Origin of the sequence: Falsarthrobacter nasiphocae (genome assembly GCF_031456275.1) — a bacterium.
GTDB classification, from domain to species: domain Bacteria; phylum Actinomycetota; class Actinomycetes; order Actinomycetales; family Micrococcaceae; genus Falsarthrobacter; species Falsarthrobacter nasiphocae.
Window position 1 is genome coordinate 2,026,563 of record NZ_JAVDUI010000001.1, and the last position, 16,833, is coordinate 2,043,395.

The window sequence follows — 16,833 nt, forward strand, 5'->3', positions numbered from 1 at the left end:
GGGCCCAACTCTGCCACGATCGCCGTCGCGTGTCGCCCGTCCGGCCGTGCTCAGCCAGGGCAGAGCGACTTGATAGCCTAGAGAGTCGGACTTTCCGCAATCTACGACTACGATCCCGAGGCAGCGACTTCCTGTGTTCACTTCACTTTCCGATCGCCTGAGCGAGACGTTCAAGAACCTGCGCGGCAAAGGCCGGCTCAGTGAGGCGGACATCGACGCCACCGTCCGCGAGATCCGGCGGGCGCTGCTCGACGCTGACGTCGCCGTCGCGGTCGTTCGCGAGTTCACCTCGCGCGTCAAGGAGCGTGCCCTCGGGTCCGAGGTCTCGCAGGCCCTGAACCCGGGGCAGCAGGTCGTCAAGATCGTCAACGACGAGCTCGTGCGGATCCTCGGCGGCAACACGCGCCGCCTCAACCTCGCCAAGAACCCTCCGACCGTCATCATGCTCGCCGGCCTCCAGGGCGCGGGCAAGACCACGCTCGCAGGCAAGATGGCCAAGTGGCTCAAGGGCCAGGGCCACTCGCCCGTCCTCGTCGCCTGCGACCTCCAGCGCCCCAACGCCGTCAAGCAGCTCCAGGTCAACGGCGAGCGCGCGCAGGTGCCCGTCTTCGCGCCGCACCCGGGCGTCTCGAGCGAGTTCGAGGCCTCGACGGGCGACCCCGTGGCCGTCGCCGCCGAGGGCATCGAGTACGCCAAGCAGAAGCTCCACGACATCGTCATCGTCGACACTGCCGGCCGCCTCGGCGTGGACGCCGAGCTCATGCAGCAGGCCGCCGACATCCGCGCGGCCATCCAGCCGGACGAGGTCCTCTTCGTCATCGACGCGATGATCGGCCAGGACGCCGTCAACACGGCTCTCGCGTTCAACGAGGGCGTGGACTTCACGGGCGTCGTCCTCTCGAAGCTCGACGGCGACACCCGCGGCGGCGCGGCCCTGTCCGTGGCGCACGTGACGGGCAAGCCGATCATGTTCGCCTCGACCGGCGAGGGCATCGGGGACTTCGAGCAGTTCCACCCGGACCGCATGGCCAACCGCATCCTCGACATGGGCGACGTCCTCTCCCTCATCGAGCAGGTGGAGGCCACGTGGGACAAGGGCGAGGCCGCCCGCATGCAGAAGAAGTTCGAGGACCAGGAGGACTTCAACCTCGAGGACTTCCTCGCGCAGATGCAGCAGATCCGCAAGATGGGCTCCATGAAGAAGATGCTCATGATGATGCCGGGCGCCGCCCAGATGCGTCAGCAGCTTGAGCAGTTCGACGAGAAGGAGATCGACCGCGTCGAGGCCATCGTCCGCTCGATGACCAAGCACGAGCGCGTGGCCCCCAAGATCATCAACGGCTCCCGCCGCGCCCGCATTGCCAAGGGCGCAGGCGTGTCCGTCTCGGCCGTCAACGCCCTCCTGGAGCGGTTCGCCCAGGCCCAGAAGATGATGCGCAAGATGGCCCAGGGCCAGGGCGGCGCCATCCCGGGCATGGGAGGTCACGGCCCTGGCAAGCGCAAGCAGCAGCCGGCGAAGTCCAAGAAGGCAGCCAAGCAGAAGCCCAAGACCCTCGCCGAGCGGCGCGCGCTGGAGCGGGGCGAGATCCCCGGAGCGCCGAAGCAGCAGAGCGGGTCCTCGTTCGGCGCCCAGGCGGGCGAGTTCGATCCCTCGCAGCTCAGCCTGCCGAAGGGCTTCGAGAAGTACCTCGACAAGAACTGACCGTGGTCCGTCCCGCTGACACCGTCTACGTCGTCGTGCGCGCGGCGCGCGGCCTGATCGTGGGAGCCCGCCTCGCGGAGGATTCCGACGACGCCCCCTGGGCCCTTCCGGCGGGACCCGTCGGCGAGGCTGGGCCCCGCGCGAGTGCGGCCGCGTGGTGTGTCGACGCCTTCGGGCTCGATGTCTCCGTGGGGCATCTCCTCGCCGTGCGGTTCGTCGCCAGCGGCGCGAGCGTCTTCGTCTTCGACGGGACGCTGCGGGAGGCCGCGGTGGCGGAGTCTCCGCGGCACGGCGTCGTCGTCCGCTCTTTCCGCCCGGAGGAGCTGAGCGCGCGACTGCCGGAGTTCGAGCGCGGCGCGCTGACGGCGGCCCTCCAGGGCGCAGAGCTCGGCCGCGTGGTGGAATGGAGCGCAGGGGGCGAGGTCGCCTTTCAGGAGGAGCGCTCCTGGAGGCGCATGATGCCGGCGCTCCCGGCGCCGTTCGGCCCGCTGATCCCGCGGGACATGAGCCGGGCCGCGCGGTACAAGACATCGAGAACACGCTGACGAGCGACGAGCAGGGGTTGGTACGAGTGGATGTGTGCTTCTACGACGTCATGGTGACGTTCAAGGGCGAGCGAGGCGAGGCCGCGGCTGCGGCTGTGGCGGAGGCCTTCACGGAGGCCGGGGCGGTGGCCGGCCAGTATGCGCCGTTGGACGAGCGGGGCGTCACGGCGCTCAACTATCTCGTCCTCGGGACCGCGGACAACAGTGCCCTCACGGCCGACGCCGACGGGCGTCTCGCGAACACCGCCGACCTCAAGGCGCTGCTCACGCGCATCTCCCGGGCCACGGGCGCTCAGATCGTCTACGTGACGAAGCTCGTGGAGGGTTCCGTCGACGTCGAGGAGTTCGAGGACATCGAGGACGCCGAGGCGGCCCGGGACCTCGTCTTCCGGGAGGCTCGCAGCGTGGCCGTGGGCCGCGTGGGTCACGAGTGGGCCAGTCGCCTGTCCGCAGTGACGTTTCAGGACGTCCACCTCGTCTCGCGGGGCGGCTGCGAGACGGCCCTCGTGGATGGTGGCGTCGACGCGTCCCGGCTGCCTGTGCTCGATTCTCCGTCCGCCTTCGTCTACACGACCCCTCTCGCGACGCTCGTGCGGCTCTTCCTGCCCGGCCGGACGCTCGGGGAGCCCGTCCACGAGGTGGGCTTCACATGGTTCGCCGAGACGAGCCCTCTGCGCTCGTTCCCGGCGGGCGCGGAGGTCACGCGTGTCTGGGACGAGACCCTTGAGCGCCTGCGATCCGCGGCGCCGCTGGTGGCGGAGCTGGAGAGCAACCCGGCCGTGGACGTCCCCTCTGACGCCCGCGAGCTGTGGTCGTCTGCGGCGGACCTTGCGATCGTCGAGTCGGTCCTGACGGCCGCGCGCCTGCCGGGGCGGGCCGTGCGCCTTGCGGAGCACCCGGGGCGGGCCGAGAATCTCGAGGGCGCGAGGACGATCCGCTCTGCGAGCGCCGAGGTCGAGGAGCTCCGTGCGCATGGCGCGCCTGAGGAGGAGGCGGTGCGCGCCGCGCCGCGCGTCGTCGAGGAGCGGGAGGCCAGTGCCGCCCCGTCCGTGGCCCGCACGCTCGTCTTCGCCCTGCTGGGGGTCCTGAGCCTCTGGCTCGCGTTCGCTGTCTTCGACTCCGTCCCGCGGATCGGCCTCATCATCCTCGGCGCGATCTTCGCGGCGGCCGCCGTTGTCCAGGGGGTCCGGGCGGCCCAGTTCGTCAGGGCGCGCCGGTCAACCGCGTCCGAGTAGGATGCGGGCGCGGAATCTGGCACAATAGGACGGTACTTGGAATCCGCAGCCCCTCTCTCTGCGGACAGTCCACGTCTTCGTCTCCCGAGACGGCGGTTCGCCCCACGGACATGCCCAGCGGAGACGGTCATCAAACCAAGGAGTGTCCACTAAGTGGCCGTTAAGATTCGCCTCAAGCGCATGGGCAAGATGCGCGCCCCGTTCTACCGCGTTGTCGTCATGGACTCGCGCTCCAAGCGCGATGGCCGTGCCATCGAGGAGATCGGCAAGTACCACCCCACCGAGGAGCCCTCGTTCATCGAGATCAACTCGGACCGCGCTCAGTACTGGCTCGGCGTCGGCGCTCAGCCGACCGAGCAGGTTGCCGCCCTCCTCAAGATCACGGGCGACTGGCAGAAGTTCAAGGGCGAGGCTGGCGCCGAGGGTACCCTCAAGGGCAAGACGGAGAAGCAGGCGTTCGTCGCGCCTGAGAAGGACTCCGTCATCCTTCCCGCCAAGGCCGAGCCCAAGGCTGAGGCCGCTTCGAATGAAGAGGCCCCCGCTGCCGAGGGTGCAGAAGCCTCCGAGGCCTGATCCTCATGCTCGTCGAAGCGCTGGACCATCTCGTCAAGGGCGTCGTCGATTCGCCTGAGCGCGTCTCCGTGACGCACAAGGAGAACCGGCGCGGCGGCCTCTACGAGGTCCGCGTCCACCCGGAGGACCTGGGCCGCGTCATTGGCCGTCAGGGCCGCACCGCCTCGGCGCTGCGGACCGTGGCCAACGCGCTCAACGGGTCCGGTGTCCGCGTGGATATCGTCGACACAGACCGCCGGCGCTGATCCTCGCGCTGTGAACGTCCCGCAGGTCTTCCCGGCCTGCGGGACGTTCGTGTTTACAGGAGGGCCGCCCCGGCGGCGGCCCGCCTGCCCTCCCGTGTCTCACATCTGGTTGTAAGGAGTCTCCCGTGCAGGTATCAGTGGCACGCATCGGCAAGCCCCACGGCATTCGTGGCGAGGTGACTGTCCAGGTTCTCACCGACGCCCCGGACGAGCGCTTCGCGCCCGGCAGCGAGCTCGGGCTGGAGGGCATCCCCGGCCGCTCGTCGGTCGTGGTGGACTCGGCGCGCTGGAACAAGAGCATCCTCGTCCTCGGGTTCGAGGGCGTCATGGACCGCAATGCGGCCGAGACGCTCCGCGGCGGGCGCCTCCTCGTCGACCCTGAGGCCGAGGGTGAGGCCGCCGACGAGGACGAGTACTACGAGCACGAGCTCCGCGGCCTGGCGGTGGTGGAGAACGGCGCGGAGATCGGCCGCGTCGAGGGCCTGCGCACGGGCGCGGCCCAGGACCTTCTCGTGGCGACGATCAACGAGCGCGAGGTCCTCATCCCGTTCGTGTCCCAGATCGTCACGGAGGTGGACACGGCGGGCGGCCGCGTCGTCGTGCAGCTGCCTGCGGGCCTCGTGGACCTGGCGGACGGATAGCGCATGCGGATTGACGTGTTCTCGATCTTCCCGGAGTATCTCCAGGCGCTGGACCTCTCGCTCATCGGCAAGGCGCGCCAGAAGGGCCTGCTGGAGATCGCGGTGCGGGACGTGCGGGATTACGCGCTGGACAAGCACCGGTCGGTCGACGACACGCCGTACGGCGGCGGGGCCGGCATGGTCATGAAGCCGGAGCCGTGGGCGCTGGCCCTCGAGTCCGTGCTCCCGCAGGGCGCCGAGGGTCAGGCGGGGGAGGACGCGCCGCTGCTCATCGTCCCCTCGCCGGCGGGACGGGTCTTCGACCAGAGCCTCGCCTACGAGCTCGCGGAGGAGCGGCACCTTGTCTTCGCGTGCGGCCGCTACGAAGGCATTGACGAGCGGGTCTACGACTGGGCCGGGGCGCACTTCCGTGTCATGCCCGTGAGCCTGGGGGACTACGTCCTCAACGGCGGCGAGGTGGCGGTGCTCGCGATGGTCGAGGCCATCGGGCGCCTCGTCCCGGGCGTCGTGGGCAACCCGATGTCCCTCGTGGAGGAGTCCCACTCTGACGGCCTCCTCGAGTATCCGGTCTACACGAAGCCCGCCTCGTGGCGCGGCATGGACGTGCCCGACGTCCTCCTGGGCGGAAATCACGCGGCCATCGAAGCGCACCGACGGGCGGAGCAGCTGCGGCGGACGGCGTCCCGGCGCCCGGAGCTCCTCGAGGGGCGGAGCGCGGCGGATCTGTCTCGCGCTGACCTCGCCGTGGCCTCGGAGTTGGGCTTTGGCGTGCGCGACGGCGTGCTGGCGCGCTCGGCGGCCCCGTCGTCGTCGGAATCCCGCGCGGATGGCGACACGTAAGACGAGGTGACGGGCACGACCCCCGCACTTGGTGGCAAGTGCCGTATACTGAAATCTCATGTTCTGCGGGCGCTCCCTCTGCCACAGGGGAGGCGCGCCAACGCACGAACGCCTCGGGGCCTGTCCAGGATTCCCGACGAGAAGTCACCGGTGTACGGCCCGCAGGGCCCAGGCACCGCCAATCGAGTGTCAGACCTGTGGCGTGATGCTCGCAGGAGAACCAGATGCATATCTTGGATTCTGTTGACGCAGCGAGCCTGCGCAACGACGTTCCGGACTTCCGCCCGGGTGACACCGTCAAGGTGCACGTCAACATCATCGAAGGCAAGAACTCCCGTGTTCAGGTCTTCCAGGGCTTCGTCATGGGCCGTCAGGGCCACGGCGTCCGCGAGACGTTCACCGTCCGCAAGGTGAGCTTCGGCGTTGGCGTCGAGCGCACCTTCCCGGTGCACACCCCGGTCATCGACAAGATCGAGGTCGTCTCCCGTGGTGACGTCCGCCGCGCGAAGCTCTACTACATGCGCGGTCTCCGCGGCAAGGCCGCGAAGATCAAGGAGAAGCGCGACGCCAAGTAGCACGATGGCTTCACGCTTGTCCTCAGGGCGCCCTCGCCGAGTCTCTCGGTGGGGGCGCTTTGTCGCGTCTGTGCTGGTGGGCGCGTTTGCGCTCGTCACGCTCGTGCGCGCGCTCGCCGTGGACTCCTACGGCGTCCCCACCCCCTCCATGGCGCCCACGCTCTTGCCGGGCCAGCGCATCCTCGTGCTGACGTGGCCGTGGCAGCGTGAACCGGCGGCCGGAGACGTCGTCGTCGTGGACGGACGCGGGACCCTCGCGCCGAATGCCCCCGACTCGCCCGCCAGGACGGGCGCGTGGCTCGTGGGCCGGAACGCGGGGGACCAGTTCGTCAAGCGCGTCATCGCCGTGGGCCCGGCCCGGGTGACGTGCGACGGGGCCGGCGGTCCGCTGCTCGTCGACGGCGCCCCTGCAGACGTGTTCCGTGCCGAGGACTGTGGCCGGAAGCGCTTTGACCAGCGGATCCCGAAGGGGACCGTGTGGCTCATGGGGGACAACCGGGAGAACTCCCGGGACTCGCGGGACCTGCTCGGGGCGCCGGGCGGCGGGGCGATCTCCGAGTCGAGCATCGTGGGTCGGGTCCTCGGGGCTCAGTGACGCGCGGGGGCGTTCGAGGGCCCGGGTCCGTGCCATGGGGCCCCGGTAGACTAGTGGGCATGTCGTCTGCCGCAGTACCCGGGTCCCCGTCCGCCCCACGCCGAGGGAAGGGCTCCGCAAAGAAGGAGAATCCCTCCGAGCCGAGGACGCTCGGGTCCTGGGTCAAGGAGATTCTGAGCATCGTCGTCGTGGCGCTCGTCCTCTCCTTCCTCTTCAAGACGTTCATCATGCGGGCCTTCTATATCCCGTCGGGCTCCATGGAGAGCACGCTCGAGGTCGGGGACCGCATCTTCGTCAACAAGATGATGGACCCCACCAAGGACTTGAAGCGCGGGGACATCGTCGTCTTCCACGACGACGCCGGCTGGCAGCCCCGCACGGCCAACCCCAACCCGGTGAGGCAGGCTCTCGAGTTCGTGGGCGTCTTCCCCGGCGACAGCCAGAACTTCCTCGTCAAGCGAGTCATCGGCCTCCCCGGGGACCACGTGAAGACCACGTCGGACGGGCGCATCAGCGTCAACGGCAAGGTCATCGACGAACCGTACCTCTACACGGGAGACAGGGGCTCCGACATCCCCTTCGACGTCATGGTCCCCGCCGACAGCCTCTGGGTCATGGGCGACCACCGCTCCAATTCCGCGGACTCCCGCTACCACACGAACCTCGAGACCAAGGGGTTCATCCCCACGTCCTCCGTCGAGGGGACGGGCTGGTTCACGGCCCTTCCGCTCAACCGCATCAAGGGTCTCGGCGGGGGAGAGTCCGCGTTTGACGGTGTTCCCGCGCCGTCGTCGTCCTCTTCCGCTGGCCAGTAGTGGCGGCCCGCGAGCCGGACCTCGCGTACGAGCGCGAGCTCCTCGCCGCAGGCGGGGCGCTTGTGGCCATGGACGAGGTGGGGCGCGGTGCGATAGCCGGCCCCGTGGCCGTGGGCGCCGTGTTCCTGTCGGCCGAGGCCGCGGCGAGTGACCCCGTGCCCGTGTCGGGGGTGCGGGACTCGAAGCTGCTGTCCCCCTCGCGCAGAGAGGCCCTGGCCGCGCTCATTGAGGACTGCGGTGCGGGTCCGCTCGGGATCATCGGGGCCGTGGGCTTCGCGGAGCCGGGCGAGGTGGACACGGTGGGGATCGTCGGGGCGCTGCGCCTGGCCGGCCTCCGTGCGCTGGAGGGGCTACCGGAGTCTGACCGGATTCTCCTCGACGGCAGCCACGACTGGCTGAGCGCGCCTGCCGCGCCGGACCTCTTCTCTGCGGCGGACGACGACGCCCCCTTGCCGCCGGTGACCATGCGCGTCAAGGCGGACCTGACCTGCTGGTCCGTGGCCGCCGCGAGTATCCTGGCAAAGGTCCGCCGAGACGCCGTCATGACGGAGCTGGCCCTCGCCTGGCCCGGCTACGGGTTTGAGCGGAACAAGGGCTACGGGACGGCCGAACACACTGCCGGGCTGGCCGAGCTGGGCTTGACCCCGGCGCACAGAGCCAGCTGGGCCATACAGACAACAAGGGGAGCGCGATGAGCCACGAGGAACTCGAAGACTACGAGACCGGCCTGGAGTTCTCCCTGTTCCGCGAGTACAAGGACGTCGTCCGGCTCTTCAAGTACGTCATTGAGTCGGAGCGCCGCTTCTACTTGGCGAACGAGGTGGACGTGCAGATCCGCAGCGCGGAGGGCGAGGTCTACTTCGATGTCCGCCTGAGCGACGCGTGGGTGTGGGACGTCTACCGCTCCTCGCGGTTCGTCAAGAACGTGCGCATCCTGACGTTCAAGGACGTCAACGTCGAGGAGCTGGCCGCGCCTGCGGACGAGCTCAAGCTCCTCGAGGGCTGAGGCGGGCGGCGAGAGCGCCACCCGCCTGACCCGCTCTGAGGTCTAGAGGGCGTCCTGGCCCCGCTCGCCGGTGCGGATGCGCACGACCCCGTCGAGGGACGTGATCCAGATCTTTCCATCGCCCATGGCGCCGCTGCGCGCGCCCTCGGTGATCGCCTCAATGGCCCGCTCGACCGACCGCTCGTGGACGGCGAGCTCGATCTTCACCTTGGGCAGCAGGTCCACGACGAAGTTCTGCCCGCGGTAGGACTCCCTGTGGCCCGCCTGCTGCCCGACGCCCGCGACGGTCGAGGCGGTCAGGCCTGCGAGCCCCGCGGCGGCCAGGCGCTCCCGGACCGGGTTGAGGCATTCGGGCCGGATGACGGCTGAGATGAGCTTCATGGGAGTCTCCTGTGGCTGTGGCTGTGGCTGTGGGACGGGCGGCTGCGGCGGGGCCGGGTCACGTGGAGCCGCCCGCGGGGGAGACTCCGGCGGGCGCCGTCGTCGTCGGAAGAGGGAGCGCGGCCGGCCCGGTGACGTACCCGCCGAGATCATAGGCCGTTTCCGCGTGCTCCGTGAGGTCGAGGCCCTGGACCTCGGCGTCGAGGGAGGCCCGGAGGCCGAGGGCGAGCTTGAGGCCCGCCGCGAGGAGTGCCGTGACGCCCGCGCTCAGGGCCATGGCCACGAGGACGCTCACGGCCTGGGCCAGTAGCTGCCGCGCGTCGCCCCCGTGAAGGAGACCGGGGGCCTGCCCGCCCGTCCCGGTGCCGATGACGCCGATGGCGAGCGTCCCGAGGACACCGCTGACGAGGTGGACGCCGACGACGTCGAGGGAGTCGTCAAACGCGTACCGGTACTTGAGCCCCACGGCGAGGGCCGAGGCCACGCCCGCGACCGCCCCGAGGCCCAGCGCCCCGAGAGGCGAGACGGAGGCGCACGCCGGGGTGATGGACACGAGTCCGGCCACAATGCCCGAGGCTGCGCCGAGGGACGTCGGCCTCCCGTCCCGGACACGCTCCACCGCCAGCCACGTCAGGCCCGCCGCGGCCGGTGCCAGGAGCGTGTTGACCCACGTCAAGGCGGCCACCTCGACGCTCGTGGCGGCGCCCGCGTTGAAGCCGAACCAGCCGAACCACAGGATGCCGCTGCCCAGCATGACAAGCGGCAGGCTGTGGGGGCGCTGGCTGCGGTCCTCGCCGAACCCGCGGCGCGGGCCGATGAAGAGGACGAGCACCCACGCCGCGGCACCGGCGGAGATATGGACGACGGTGCCGCCCGCGAAGTCGATCGCCTCGCCCAGGCGGGAGCCGATGAACCCCTCTGCACTGAGCAGCCCGCCGCCCCACACCATGTGGGCCAGAGGGAAGTACACGAGCGAGGACCAGGCGGCGGCGAAGACGAGCCAGGCCGTGAAGCGCATGCGCTCCGCGACGCCGCCGGCGATGATGCCCACTGTGATCATGGCGAACGTGGCGCTGAACCCGGCGGCCAGCAGGTCCGGGCCGGGTGCGAGGCCGGCGAGCGCGATGTGCTCGAAGGGACGGCCGAAGAGGCCAGCCACGCTCGTCCCGCTAGCCGTGGAGTAGCCCCACAGCGCCCAGACGACGGCCGCGACGAGCATGCCGCCGACGACCATCATCATCATGTTGAGCGTGGACTTGGCGCGGGACATGGCGCCGTAGAAGAGCGCCAGCCCGGGGATCATGAAGAGCACGAGGGCGCCGGCGACAAGTGTCCACACGGCGGACGGGGTGAGATCCATGGGCGGTCCTTGGTGTCTGGGCCGGCGGGCTGCCGGCTCGTGGACTCAACGGTAGAGATCGCGTGTTTCGCGCGGCCGGCGGGTGCGTTCCGGGCGGTTTCCCGCCCGTTTCGGGGCGGTTACGCGGGCTGCGGGGGAAAGTTATCCACGTTTCCGCGGTGAAGGGCACGACGACGGGGCTGCGCGTGGTTTCCTGCCGTTGGAGGTGGAAACCAGATGGGACGGAACCAAGAACTCGGGGCAGCCGGGGAGGCCCGGGTGGCCACATGGCTGGAGGACCATGGCGTCATCGTCGTGGCCAGGAACTGGCGGGGGAGCGCCGGAGAAGCGGACATTATCGGAGATGACGGCGTCCGTCTGCGTGTCGTGGAGGTCAAGACGCGTTCGAGTGGGGCGTGCGGGCACCCGCTTGAGGCCATTGGGCCGGAGAAGTATCAGCGGCTGTGGCGGCTGGGCCAGGAGTTTCGGGCGGGCTTCGGGCAGTCGAGGGATCTTGTGGTGGACGCCGCGGCCGTGTCCGTGGAACAGGGCAGGCTCGCGGTTGAGTACCTCGCGGATGTGCGGCCATGAGCGCGGGCCTGGGGCGCGCGTACGCAGTGTCCGTGGAGGGCGTGGACGGGCGGATCGTCGAGGTGGAGGCGGACATCAGCCAGAGTTTGCCTGCCTTCGTGCTGCTCGGCCTGCCGGACTCCTCCCTCAAGGAGGCCAAGGAGCGGATCAGGTCCGCCGCGAAGAACTCTGGTCACGCCCTCCCGCCGCGCAAGCTCACAGTCAACCTTCTGCCGGCCGGCGTGCCCAAGCGCGGGCCGGGCTTTGACCTGGCCATTGTCGTGGCCGCCCTGCAGGCGGAGGGGTGCCTGCCGCCGCAGGGGCCCACGGTGTTCCTGGGCGAGCTCTCACTCGAGGGGCGGCTGAGGCCCGTCCAGGGGATCCTGCCCGCCGTGCTGACGGCCGTCCGGGCCGGGTATGCGCGCGTCGTGTGCCCGCGGGCAGATCACCGCGAGGCCGCGCTCGTCCCGGGCGCTGAGGTCTTCTCCTTCGACACGCTGGAGCAGGTGCTCTCGTGGGCGGGGTCCGCGAGCGCGGCGTGGACGCCCCTCAGCGAGCTTCCTCCTGAGCCGGCTCCTGTGGAGGGGGAGCGGGAGGACTTCGCCCATGTGCTGGGCCAGCCGGAGGCGTGCGAGGCGGCTGTCGTTGCCGCGGCCGGCGGACATCACCTGCTCATGGTGGGACCGCCGGGGGTGGGCAAGTCGATGATCGCGCAGCGCCTGCCCGGCATTCTGCCGCCGTTGAGCATGGAAGACGCGCTGACGGTCAGCGCCGTTCATTCGTCGTCCGGGCTCGGCTACCGGGCGGACCGCCTGGCCGTTCCGCCGTTCGAGGCCCCGCACCACACCTCGAGCCTGGCGGCCCTCGTGGGTGGAGGTCCGCACTTGAGGCCGGGGGCCATCTCCCGTGCCCACTTGGGCGTGCTGTTCTTGGACGAGGCCTGCGAGTTTGAGCGCCGATCCCTCGACGGCCTCCGCCAGCCCCTCGAATCTGGGCGGGTGCGCATCGAGCGAGTGCGGGGGAGCATCACCCTTCCGGCGAGGTTCCAGCTCGTCCTCGCCACCAACCCGTGCCCGTGCGGGATGGACGGCAGCGGCCGCTCCGCATGCACGTGCACGTCCATCGCTCGCCGCCGGTATGCCGCCCGGCTCTCCGGACCGCTTCTGGACCGCATCGACGTCCGGGTGCGCTTGCGTCACCTGACAGGCTTCACTGACTCACGAGGTACCGTCATGACGACGGCGCAGGCCGCCGCCCGCGTCGCCGCCGCGAGAGCCCGGGCCCTGGACAGGCTCCGCGCCCTCGGGTTCGAGCGCAACGCGGACGTCCCCGGTGACGTGCTGAGAGGCGGGCTCCGTCTGCCCGGGGCAACGACTCGAAGCCTTGACGACGCCCTGGCTCGCGGTGCCGTCTCGGCGCGGGGCTACGACCGCGTGCTGCGCGTCGCCTGGACCCTGGCCGATCTAGAGGACGCACCGGGGCCCTCGGCCGAGCATCTGGCCCGCGCCGCCCTTCTGCGCGAGCCCGAAGGAGTGACCTATGCCTGAGATGAATGAAGTGCGTGAAGCCCGGATCGAGATCGGGCAAGTCTGCGAACCGGGGGACGTCGCGGCTCACATTCTCCTCGCCGTCGCCGGGCCGCAGACGACAGCCGACGTCGTGACCGGCCGTGCCGCGAGCATCCCCTGCCTCGACGAGTACGTCGAGGGCCTCAGGGCCGCCGGCTACCAAGACCCGCTCAAGGCAGCAGGGGAGGCCCTTCGCCGGTGGCACGCCCGCGCCGAGCAGCTCAAGCCTGCGTCCAGCCTGCGGGAGCAGATGGCCGAGATCGGCGCGCACTACCTCGTCCCCGAGGACGCCGCGTGGCCCGCGCGGCTCCTGGACCTCGGGCTCTCCCAGCCGTACGGGCTCTGGGTCAGGACGGGCTCCCGCGGCGCTGGTACCGCGCGGGACGCCCGAACCGCGCTCGCGGCGTGCGAGGTGTCCCTGGCCGTCGTCGGAACGAGGGAGGCGACCCAGTACGGCCTTGAGATCACTCACCGCATCGCTGCCCGGTGCCGCGACACGGGCGTCACCGTCATCTCCGGCGGAGCCATCGGCATCGACGGCCGGGCCCACGCCTCCGCCCTGGAACGGGATGCGGCCGCTGGGCGGCGGGGCATGTCGACCGTGGCCGTCCTGGCTGGGGGCATCGACCGTTTCTATCCAGCGTCGCACCACCGGCTCTTCGAGGACATTCTCGCTGGCGGCGCCCTCATCAGCGAGGCGACACCGGGAGGCGCGCCCACTCGATGGCGGTTCCTCCAGCGGAACCGGCTCATCGCCGCGCTCTCGGGCGCTGTCGTTGTCGTGGAGGCGCGCGTCCGCAGCGGCGCGCTGAGCACCGCCAACCACGCGCTCACCATCGGCAGGGACGTGGGCGCTGTTCCGGGGAACATCACGTCCGAGCTCTCCGCCGGATGCCATGCGCTCTTGCAGACCACAGCCTCCGCAGTCATCGCGGAGCCCGACGACGCGCTGCGCCTCCTCAAGCGCCCCGACGGCTCGTACATCCCAGAGGGCATTGGGCCGTCCCCGATGCCCAACGCCCGAGGGATCGCCCGGGCCCGGGTCACGGACGGGATGACGGAGAAGCAGCTGGCCGTCTATGAGGCCACGCCGGTCCGCCGGCCCGTGGACGTCGCCCGCATCGCCCGCTGGGCGGGCCTCTCCGCGGACGAAGCCCTCGGAGTTCTCGCGGACTTCGACCTCCGCGGGTACGTCCGCCGTGCGGAGGGCAAGTGGGTGAGGACCAGGTGAGAGCGTGTCATGATTGACAGATGGTGAAGGACAGCGCGCCGCCGGTCTGGGAGCTCGGCCGGTTCAAGGACTTCCTCCTCTATGAGCGCTCGCGCTCGCCCAGGACGGCCACGGCGTACCTCTCGGACCTGCGCACGATGGTCGCGAGCTGCACGCGCGCCGGCGCCTTCGGGCCGGCGGACGTCACGCTGGCCGATCTCCGGCGAGTGCTCCACGAGCGCCACGCCGACGGCGTCTCTGCGGCGAGTCTCGCGCGCCTCGTCTCCAGCATCCGCTCCTACTTCGACTGGGCCACGGAGCGCGGCATCACCGCAGCAGACCCAGCGCAGCGCCTGACCGGCCCCAAGATCTCCCGGACCCTCCCGGACGTCATCCAGCACGCCGCGGTCTCGGCGCTCCTCGAGTCCCCTCTGGGGTTGGACCTCGACGAGCACAAGGAGCGGGCCAAAGCGCACCGGGACGCCGCGATGCTCGAACTGCTGTACGCCACGGGCATGCGCGTCGGAGAACTCGCCGCACTCGACATCTGGTCCGTGGACGCCGAGCACCGGACCGTCCGGGTCATCGGCAAGGGAGACAAGGAGCGCGTGGTCCCGATGGGTGATCCCGCCCGCAAGGCCCTCGAGCGCTGGCTCAACGACTCGCGCCGATTCCTGGCGCGTCCGGACGAGACGGCCCTCTTCGTGGGCATGAGGGGCCGGCGGATCGACCAGCGCCAAGTGCGGCGCCTCGTCAACGAGGCGCTGGCCCGACTAGGCACGACGAAGGCCCGCGGACCCCACGCCTTTCGACACACGGCCGCCACGCACATGCTGGACGAGGGAGCGGACCTGCGCAGCATCCAGGAGATGCTCGGCCACGCCTCGCTCACGACCACGCAGATCTACACGCACGTGTCCGTGGAGCGCCTCTCCCAGGCGTACAAACAGGCCCACCCCCGGGCGTAGCGGGTTCCGGCAGTGGACGGGACACCCACAATTGCACCGTCCGTTGCGGCGCGTCGCGTGGCCCCGCGGCCCCGTCGTCGGCATGATGGGAGGTGATGGGTTGCCGGTGGCCGTCCTGGATCGAGGCACGTGGGGAAGACGCGCCTAAGAAAGGGGATACCGTGGCAACGACGTCTGACCGAGAGTCCCGCGTGCCGAAGGCAAGCGGCTCTTCGCCGCGCCCCGCCGCCGACATGACGAGGGGCACTCTCTCCGTGCTCGCCGTGCCGAGCGCCATGTGCCCGCACATCGAATGGGCCATGGACGCTGTCGTCGCGCGTCGCACCGCCGCCACCTGGACGCCGCAGCCCGTGGCCCCCGGCATGGTCCGCACGGAACTCGTGTGGGAGGGCGCGCCCGGATCGGGCTCCCTCCTCGCCTCATCCCTGCGCGGGTGGCCCCACATCCGCTTCGAGGTGACCGAGGAGGCCTCGCCCGGCACAGACCCCGGCCGCTGGTCCCACACCCCCGAGCTCGGAATCTTCCACGCCACCACCGACGTCCACGGCAACATCATGGTCTCCGAGGACCGGATCCGCTTCGCCTTCGAGCGCGGCGCAGGGGACCCCGCCGTGATGCACCACGAGCTCTCCCTGGCGCTCGGCGAGGCTTGGGACGAGGAGCTCGAGCCGTTCCGGCAGGCCACCGCGGAGGTCTCCAACGTCCGCTGGCTCAACCGGGCCCTGTAGAGCCCGCATGCGCCGCCTGACACGTCCTCCTGACTTGGCGGCGCAGGGCTTGAGGCCGCTTGTCGGTCCCGTCTACGTTCCGTCGCTCATCTACGCGGCTGGCGCCTCGGCTCTCGTGCCGGCCCAGGTCATCCTCGCGCTGCAGCTCGGATTCTCCCCGGCGGCTTTCGCAGGCGTCATGACCTGGATCGGCGCCTTCGCCGTTTTCGCCTCCGTGTTTGCCGGGAGGCTCGTGGACCGCTGGGGGGACAAGCGCGCCCTCATCGGCGTCACGGTACTCGGGGGCGCAGGTCTCCTCCTGGCGGCCTTGGCCGCCGCAGACGGCAGCCCATGGGCCAAATGGGTGCTCGTCGTGGCGCTGACTCTCTTCGACCTGGTTGACGCGGTCTGGTCCATCGCCCGTCAGGGCCTCGTCATGGATCTGGCGCCTGTGCACCTGCGCGGGCGCGCCATGAGCCTTTACGGCGCCTGCCAGCGCCTGGGTCGTCTCGCAGGTCCTCTTCTCGCGGCACCAATTCTCGCCGTCGCCAGTCCCCTCTGGGTGCTTCCGGTGACGACGACGGTGTGCGTCGTGGCGCTGGCCTGGCTCATTCGCCACCGGCCGTCACTGGCGGGGCCTCCGCTCGCATCGTCCACACCGATCGCAAGCGCGCCCACGCCTCTCAACCCACCCGTCGGGCGCCGGGCGGTGGCCACGCTGGGGGGCGGGGCATTGATCCTGGAGGCCCTGCGGATTTCGGTCACGACCCTCGTTCCCTTGTGGGCGGTTCAAGGCGCGCAGTTGAACCCGCCGGAGGTGGCCTTGCTCTTGGCACTCATTTCCGGGGCGCAACTGGTCCTCTTCTGGCCGGCAGGCGTCGTCGTCGACCGCTGGGGGCTGGCCCCGGTGACCGTGACCGCGATGGCAGGCATCAGCCTGGGTTTGGGGCTCATGCCCCTGGACAGGAGCATCACGTGGCTTGTTCTGTGCGGCCTGCTCGTGGGCCTCGGCGATGGCGTGGGGGCTGGTGTGATCAAGCAGATGGGTGCTGCGCTGGCGCCCGTGGAGGGGAGGGCCGCCTTCCTCGGTCACTGGCAGGGCATCGCCTCGGCGGGGTCGCTCGCATCCCCTGCCCTGTCGGGTGTAGCCATCGCGGCCGCCTCGCTGCCCGTGGCGCTTGTCCTCAATGGCGGGATGGGGCTGGCTGGTGCTGCATGGATGGCAGTGTGGGTTCCGCGCTTGCTGCCGCGCCCCGGCCCGCGCTGACCCGCCCAGCCCAGGCGATCGCCAGACGCAGAAGGGGCCGGTGCCACGCGG

At 70.5% G+C, this 16,833-nt stretch carries 20 protein-coding genes; 18 read left to right on the plus strand and 2 right to left on the minus strand.

The annotated features are described in order from the left end of the window. The first annotated feature begins 133 nt into the window (after nt 1-133). From ffh to J2S35_RS09185, 12 genes are all read left to right on the plus strand, one after another. Nucleotides 134-1,702, plus strand: coding sequence for a signal recognition particle protein (gene ffh, locus J2S35_RS09130; RefSeq protein ID WP_309852527.1), 1,569 nt, complete (start codon nt 134-136; stop codon nt 1,700-1,702). Between the two features lie 2 nt (nt 1,703-1,704). Next, entirely contained in the window at nt 1,705-2,247 is a 543-nt protein-coding gene (locus tag J2S35_RS09135; protein ID WP_309852530.1) for a hypothetical protein, read from the plus strand. Nucleotides 2,248-2,273: 26 nt separating this feature from the next. After that, a complete protein-coding gene (locus tag J2S35_RS09140) occupies nt 2,274-3,482 on the plus strand; it encodes a hypothetical protein (protein ID WP_309852532.1) in 1,209 nt (402 codons plus the stop codon). 153 nt (nt 3,483-3,635) lie between these two features. Continuing rightward, nucleotides 3,636-4,055, plus strand: a complete 420-nt coding sequence (gene rpsP / locus J2S35_RS09145) for a 30S ribosomal protein S16 (RefSeq protein ID WP_309852535.1) — start codon at nt 3,636-3,638, stop codon at nt 4,053-4,055. A gap of 5 nt (nt 4,056-4,060) precedes the next feature. Next, on the plus strand, nt 4,061-4,300 hold the full coding sequence (locus J2S35_RS09150; RefSeq protein WP_309852538.1) for an RNA-binding protein: 240 nt from the start codon (nt 4,061-4,063) through the stop codon (nt 4,298-4,300). A gap of 125 nt (nt 4,301-4,425) precedes the next feature. Next, complete coding sequence (gene rimM, locus J2S35_RS09155) at nt 4,426-4,941, plus strand: ribosome maturation factor RimM (protein ID WP_309852542.1); 516 nt, start codon at nt 4,426-4,428, stop codon at nt 4,939-4,941. A 3-nt stretch (nt 4,942-4,944) separates the two neighbouring features. After that, on the plus strand, nt 4,945-5,781 hold the full coding sequence (trmD, locus tag J2S35_RS09160; protein WP_309852544.1) for a tRNA (guanosine(37)-N1)-methyltransferase TrmD: 837 nt from the start codon (nt 4,945-4,947) through the stop codon (nt 5,779-5,781). Between the two features lie 224 nt (nt 5,782-6,005). Beyond that, complete coding sequence (gene rplS, locus J2S35_RS09165) at nt 6,006-6,356, plus strand: 50S ribosomal protein L19 (protein WP_309852546.1); 351 nt, start codon at nt 6,006-6,008, stop codon at nt 6,354-6,356. Nucleotides 6,357-6,360: 4 nt separating this feature from the next. After that, entirely contained in the window at nt 6,361-6,951 is a 591-nt protein-coding gene (gene lepB, locus J2S35_RS09170) for a signal peptidase I (protein WP_309852549.1), read from the plus strand. A 59-nt stretch (nt 6,952-7,010) separates the two neighbouring features. After that, entirely contained in the window at nt 7,011-7,766 is a 756-nt protein-coding gene (lepB, locus tag J2S35_RS09175) for a signal peptidase I (protein WP_309852551.1), read from the plus strand. Then, a complete protein-coding gene (locus J2S35_RS09180; RefSeq protein ID WP_309852554.1) occupies nt 7,766-8,461 on the plus strand; it encodes a ribonuclease HII in 696 nt (231 codons plus the stop codon). Before lepB (J2S35_RS09175) ends, J2S35_RS09180 begins: the two co-directional genes overlap by 1 nt. Next, nucleotides 8,458-8,772 carry a DUF2469 domain-containing protein gene (locus tag J2S35_RS09185; protein WP_309852557.1) on the plus strand — a complete coding sequence of 105 codons (315 nt, stop codon included), beginning with the start codon at nt 8,458-8,460 and terminating at the stop codon, nt 8,770-8,772. Before J2S35_RS09180 ends, J2S35_RS09185 begins: the two co-directional genes overlap by 4 nt. A gap of 42 nt (nt 8,773-8,814) precedes the next feature. On the opposite strand, the gene J2S35_RS09190 is transcribed toward J2S35_RS09185, so the two are convergent. Beyond that, a complete protein-coding gene (locus tag J2S35_RS09190) occupies nt 8,815-9,153 on the minus strand; it encodes a P-II family nitrogen regulator (RefSeq protein ID WP_309852560.1) in 339 nt (112 codons plus the stop codon). Nucleotides 9,154-9,211: 58 nt separating this feature from the next. After that, complete coding sequence (locus tag J2S35_RS09195) at nt 9,212-10,513, minus strand: ammonium transporter (RefSeq protein ID WP_309852563.1); 1,302 nt, start codon at nt 10,511-10,513, stop codon at nt 9,212-9,214. Nucleotides 10,514-10,729: 216 nt separating this feature from the next. Here J2S35_RS09195 and J2S35_RS09200 point away from each other — a divergent pair, with 216 nt between their 5' ends. From J2S35_RS09200 to J2S35_RS09225, 6 genes are all read left to right on the plus strand, one after another. Beyond that, complete coding sequence (locus tag J2S35_RS09200; RefSeq protein ID WP_309852566.1) at nt 10,730-11,083, plus strand: YraN family protein; 354 nt, start codon at nt 10,730-10,732, stop codon at nt 11,081-11,083. Beyond that, the gene (locus J2S35_RS09205; protein ID WP_309852569.1) at nt 11,080-12,609 is read left to right on the plus strand and encodes a YifB family Mg chelatase-like AAA ATPase; all 1,530 of its coding nucleotides are present in this window, start codon (nt 11,080-11,082) and stop codon (nt 12,607-12,609) included. Before J2S35_RS09200 ends, J2S35_RS09205 begins: the two co-directional genes overlap by 4 nt. Continuing rightward, nucleotides 12,602-13,861 carry a DNA-processing protein DprA gene (gene dprA / locus J2S35_RS09210; RefSeq protein ID WP_309852570.1) on the plus strand — a complete coding sequence of 420 codons (1,260 nt, stop codon included), beginning with the start codon at nt 12,602-12,604 and terminating at the stop codon, nt 13,859-13,861. The genes J2S35_RS09205 and dprA overlap by 8 nt, the downstream gene beginning before the upstream one ends. Nucleotides 13,862-13,881: 20 nt before the next feature. Further along, entirely contained in the window at nt 13,882-14,808 is a 927-nt protein-coding gene (locus J2S35_RS09215; protein WP_309852575.1) for a tyrosine recombinase XerC, read from the plus strand. A gap of 233 nt (nt 14,809-15,041) precedes the next feature. Further along, on the plus strand, nt 15,042-15,536 hold the full coding sequence (locus tag J2S35_RS09220; RefSeq protein ID WP_309853122.1) for a DUF3145 domain-containing protein: 495 nt from the start codon (nt 15,042-15,044) through the stop codon (nt 15,534-15,536). A 49-nt stretch (nt 15,537-15,585) separates the two neighbouring features. Then, entirely contained in the window at nt 15,586-16,782 is a 1,197-nt protein-coding gene (locus J2S35_RS09225) for an MFS transporter (protein WP_309852578.1), read from the plus strand. The last annotated feature ends 51 nt before the right edge of the window (nt 16,783-16,833 follow it).

Coding starts and splice junctions, on each gene's coding strand:
- J2S35_RS09215 (WP_309852575.1), top strand. CDS start 13,882: ATGGTGAAGGACAGCGCGCCGCCGGTCTGGGAGCTCGGCCGGTTCAAG.
- J2S35_RS09190 (WP_309852560.1), bottom strand. CDS start 9,153: ATGAAGCTCATCTCAGCCGTCATCCGGCCCGAATGCCTCAACCCGGTC.
- J2S35_RS09150 (WP_309852538.1), top strand. CDS start 4,061: ATGCTCGTCGAAGCGCTGGACCATCTCGTCAAGGGCGTCGTCGATTCG.
- J2S35_RS09205 (WP_309852569.1), top strand. CDS start 11,080: ATGAGCGCGGGCCTGGGGCGCGCGTACGCAGTGTCCGTGGAGGGCGTG.
- trmD (WP_309852544.1), top strand. CDS start 4,945: ATGCGGATTGACGTGTTCTCGATCTTCCCGGAGTATCTCCAGGCGCTG.
- lepB (WP_309852551.1), top strand. CDS start 7,011: ATGTCGTCTGCCGCAGTACCCGGGTCCCCGTCCGCCCCACGCCGAGGG.
- J2S35_RS09200 (WP_309852566.1), top strand. CDS start 10,730: ATGGGACGGAACCAAGAACTCGGGGCAGCCGGGGAGGCCCGGGTGGCC.
- rplS (WP_309852546.1), top strand. CDS start 6,006: ATGCATATCTTGGATTCTGTTGACGCAGCGAGCCTGCGCAACGACGTT.
- dprA (WP_309852570.1), top strand. CDS start 12,602: ATGCCTGAGATGAATGAAGTGCGTGAAGCCCGGATCGAGATCGGGCAA.
- J2S35_RS09220 (WP_309853122.1), top strand. CDS start 15,042: ATGACGAGGGGCACTCTCTCCGTGCTCGCCGTGCCGAGCGCCATGTGC.
- lepB (WP_309852549.1), top strand. CDS start 6,361: ATGGCTTCACGCTTGTCCTCAGGGCGCCCTCGCCGAGTCTCTCGGTGG.
- J2S35_RS09195 (WP_309852563.1), bottom strand. CDS start 10,513: ATGGATCTCACCCCGTCCGCCGTGTGGACACTTGTCGCCGGCGCCCTC.
- J2S35_RS09185 (WP_309852557.1), top strand. CDS start 8,458: ATGAGCCACGAGGAACTCGAAGACTACGAGACCGGCCTGGAGTTCTCC.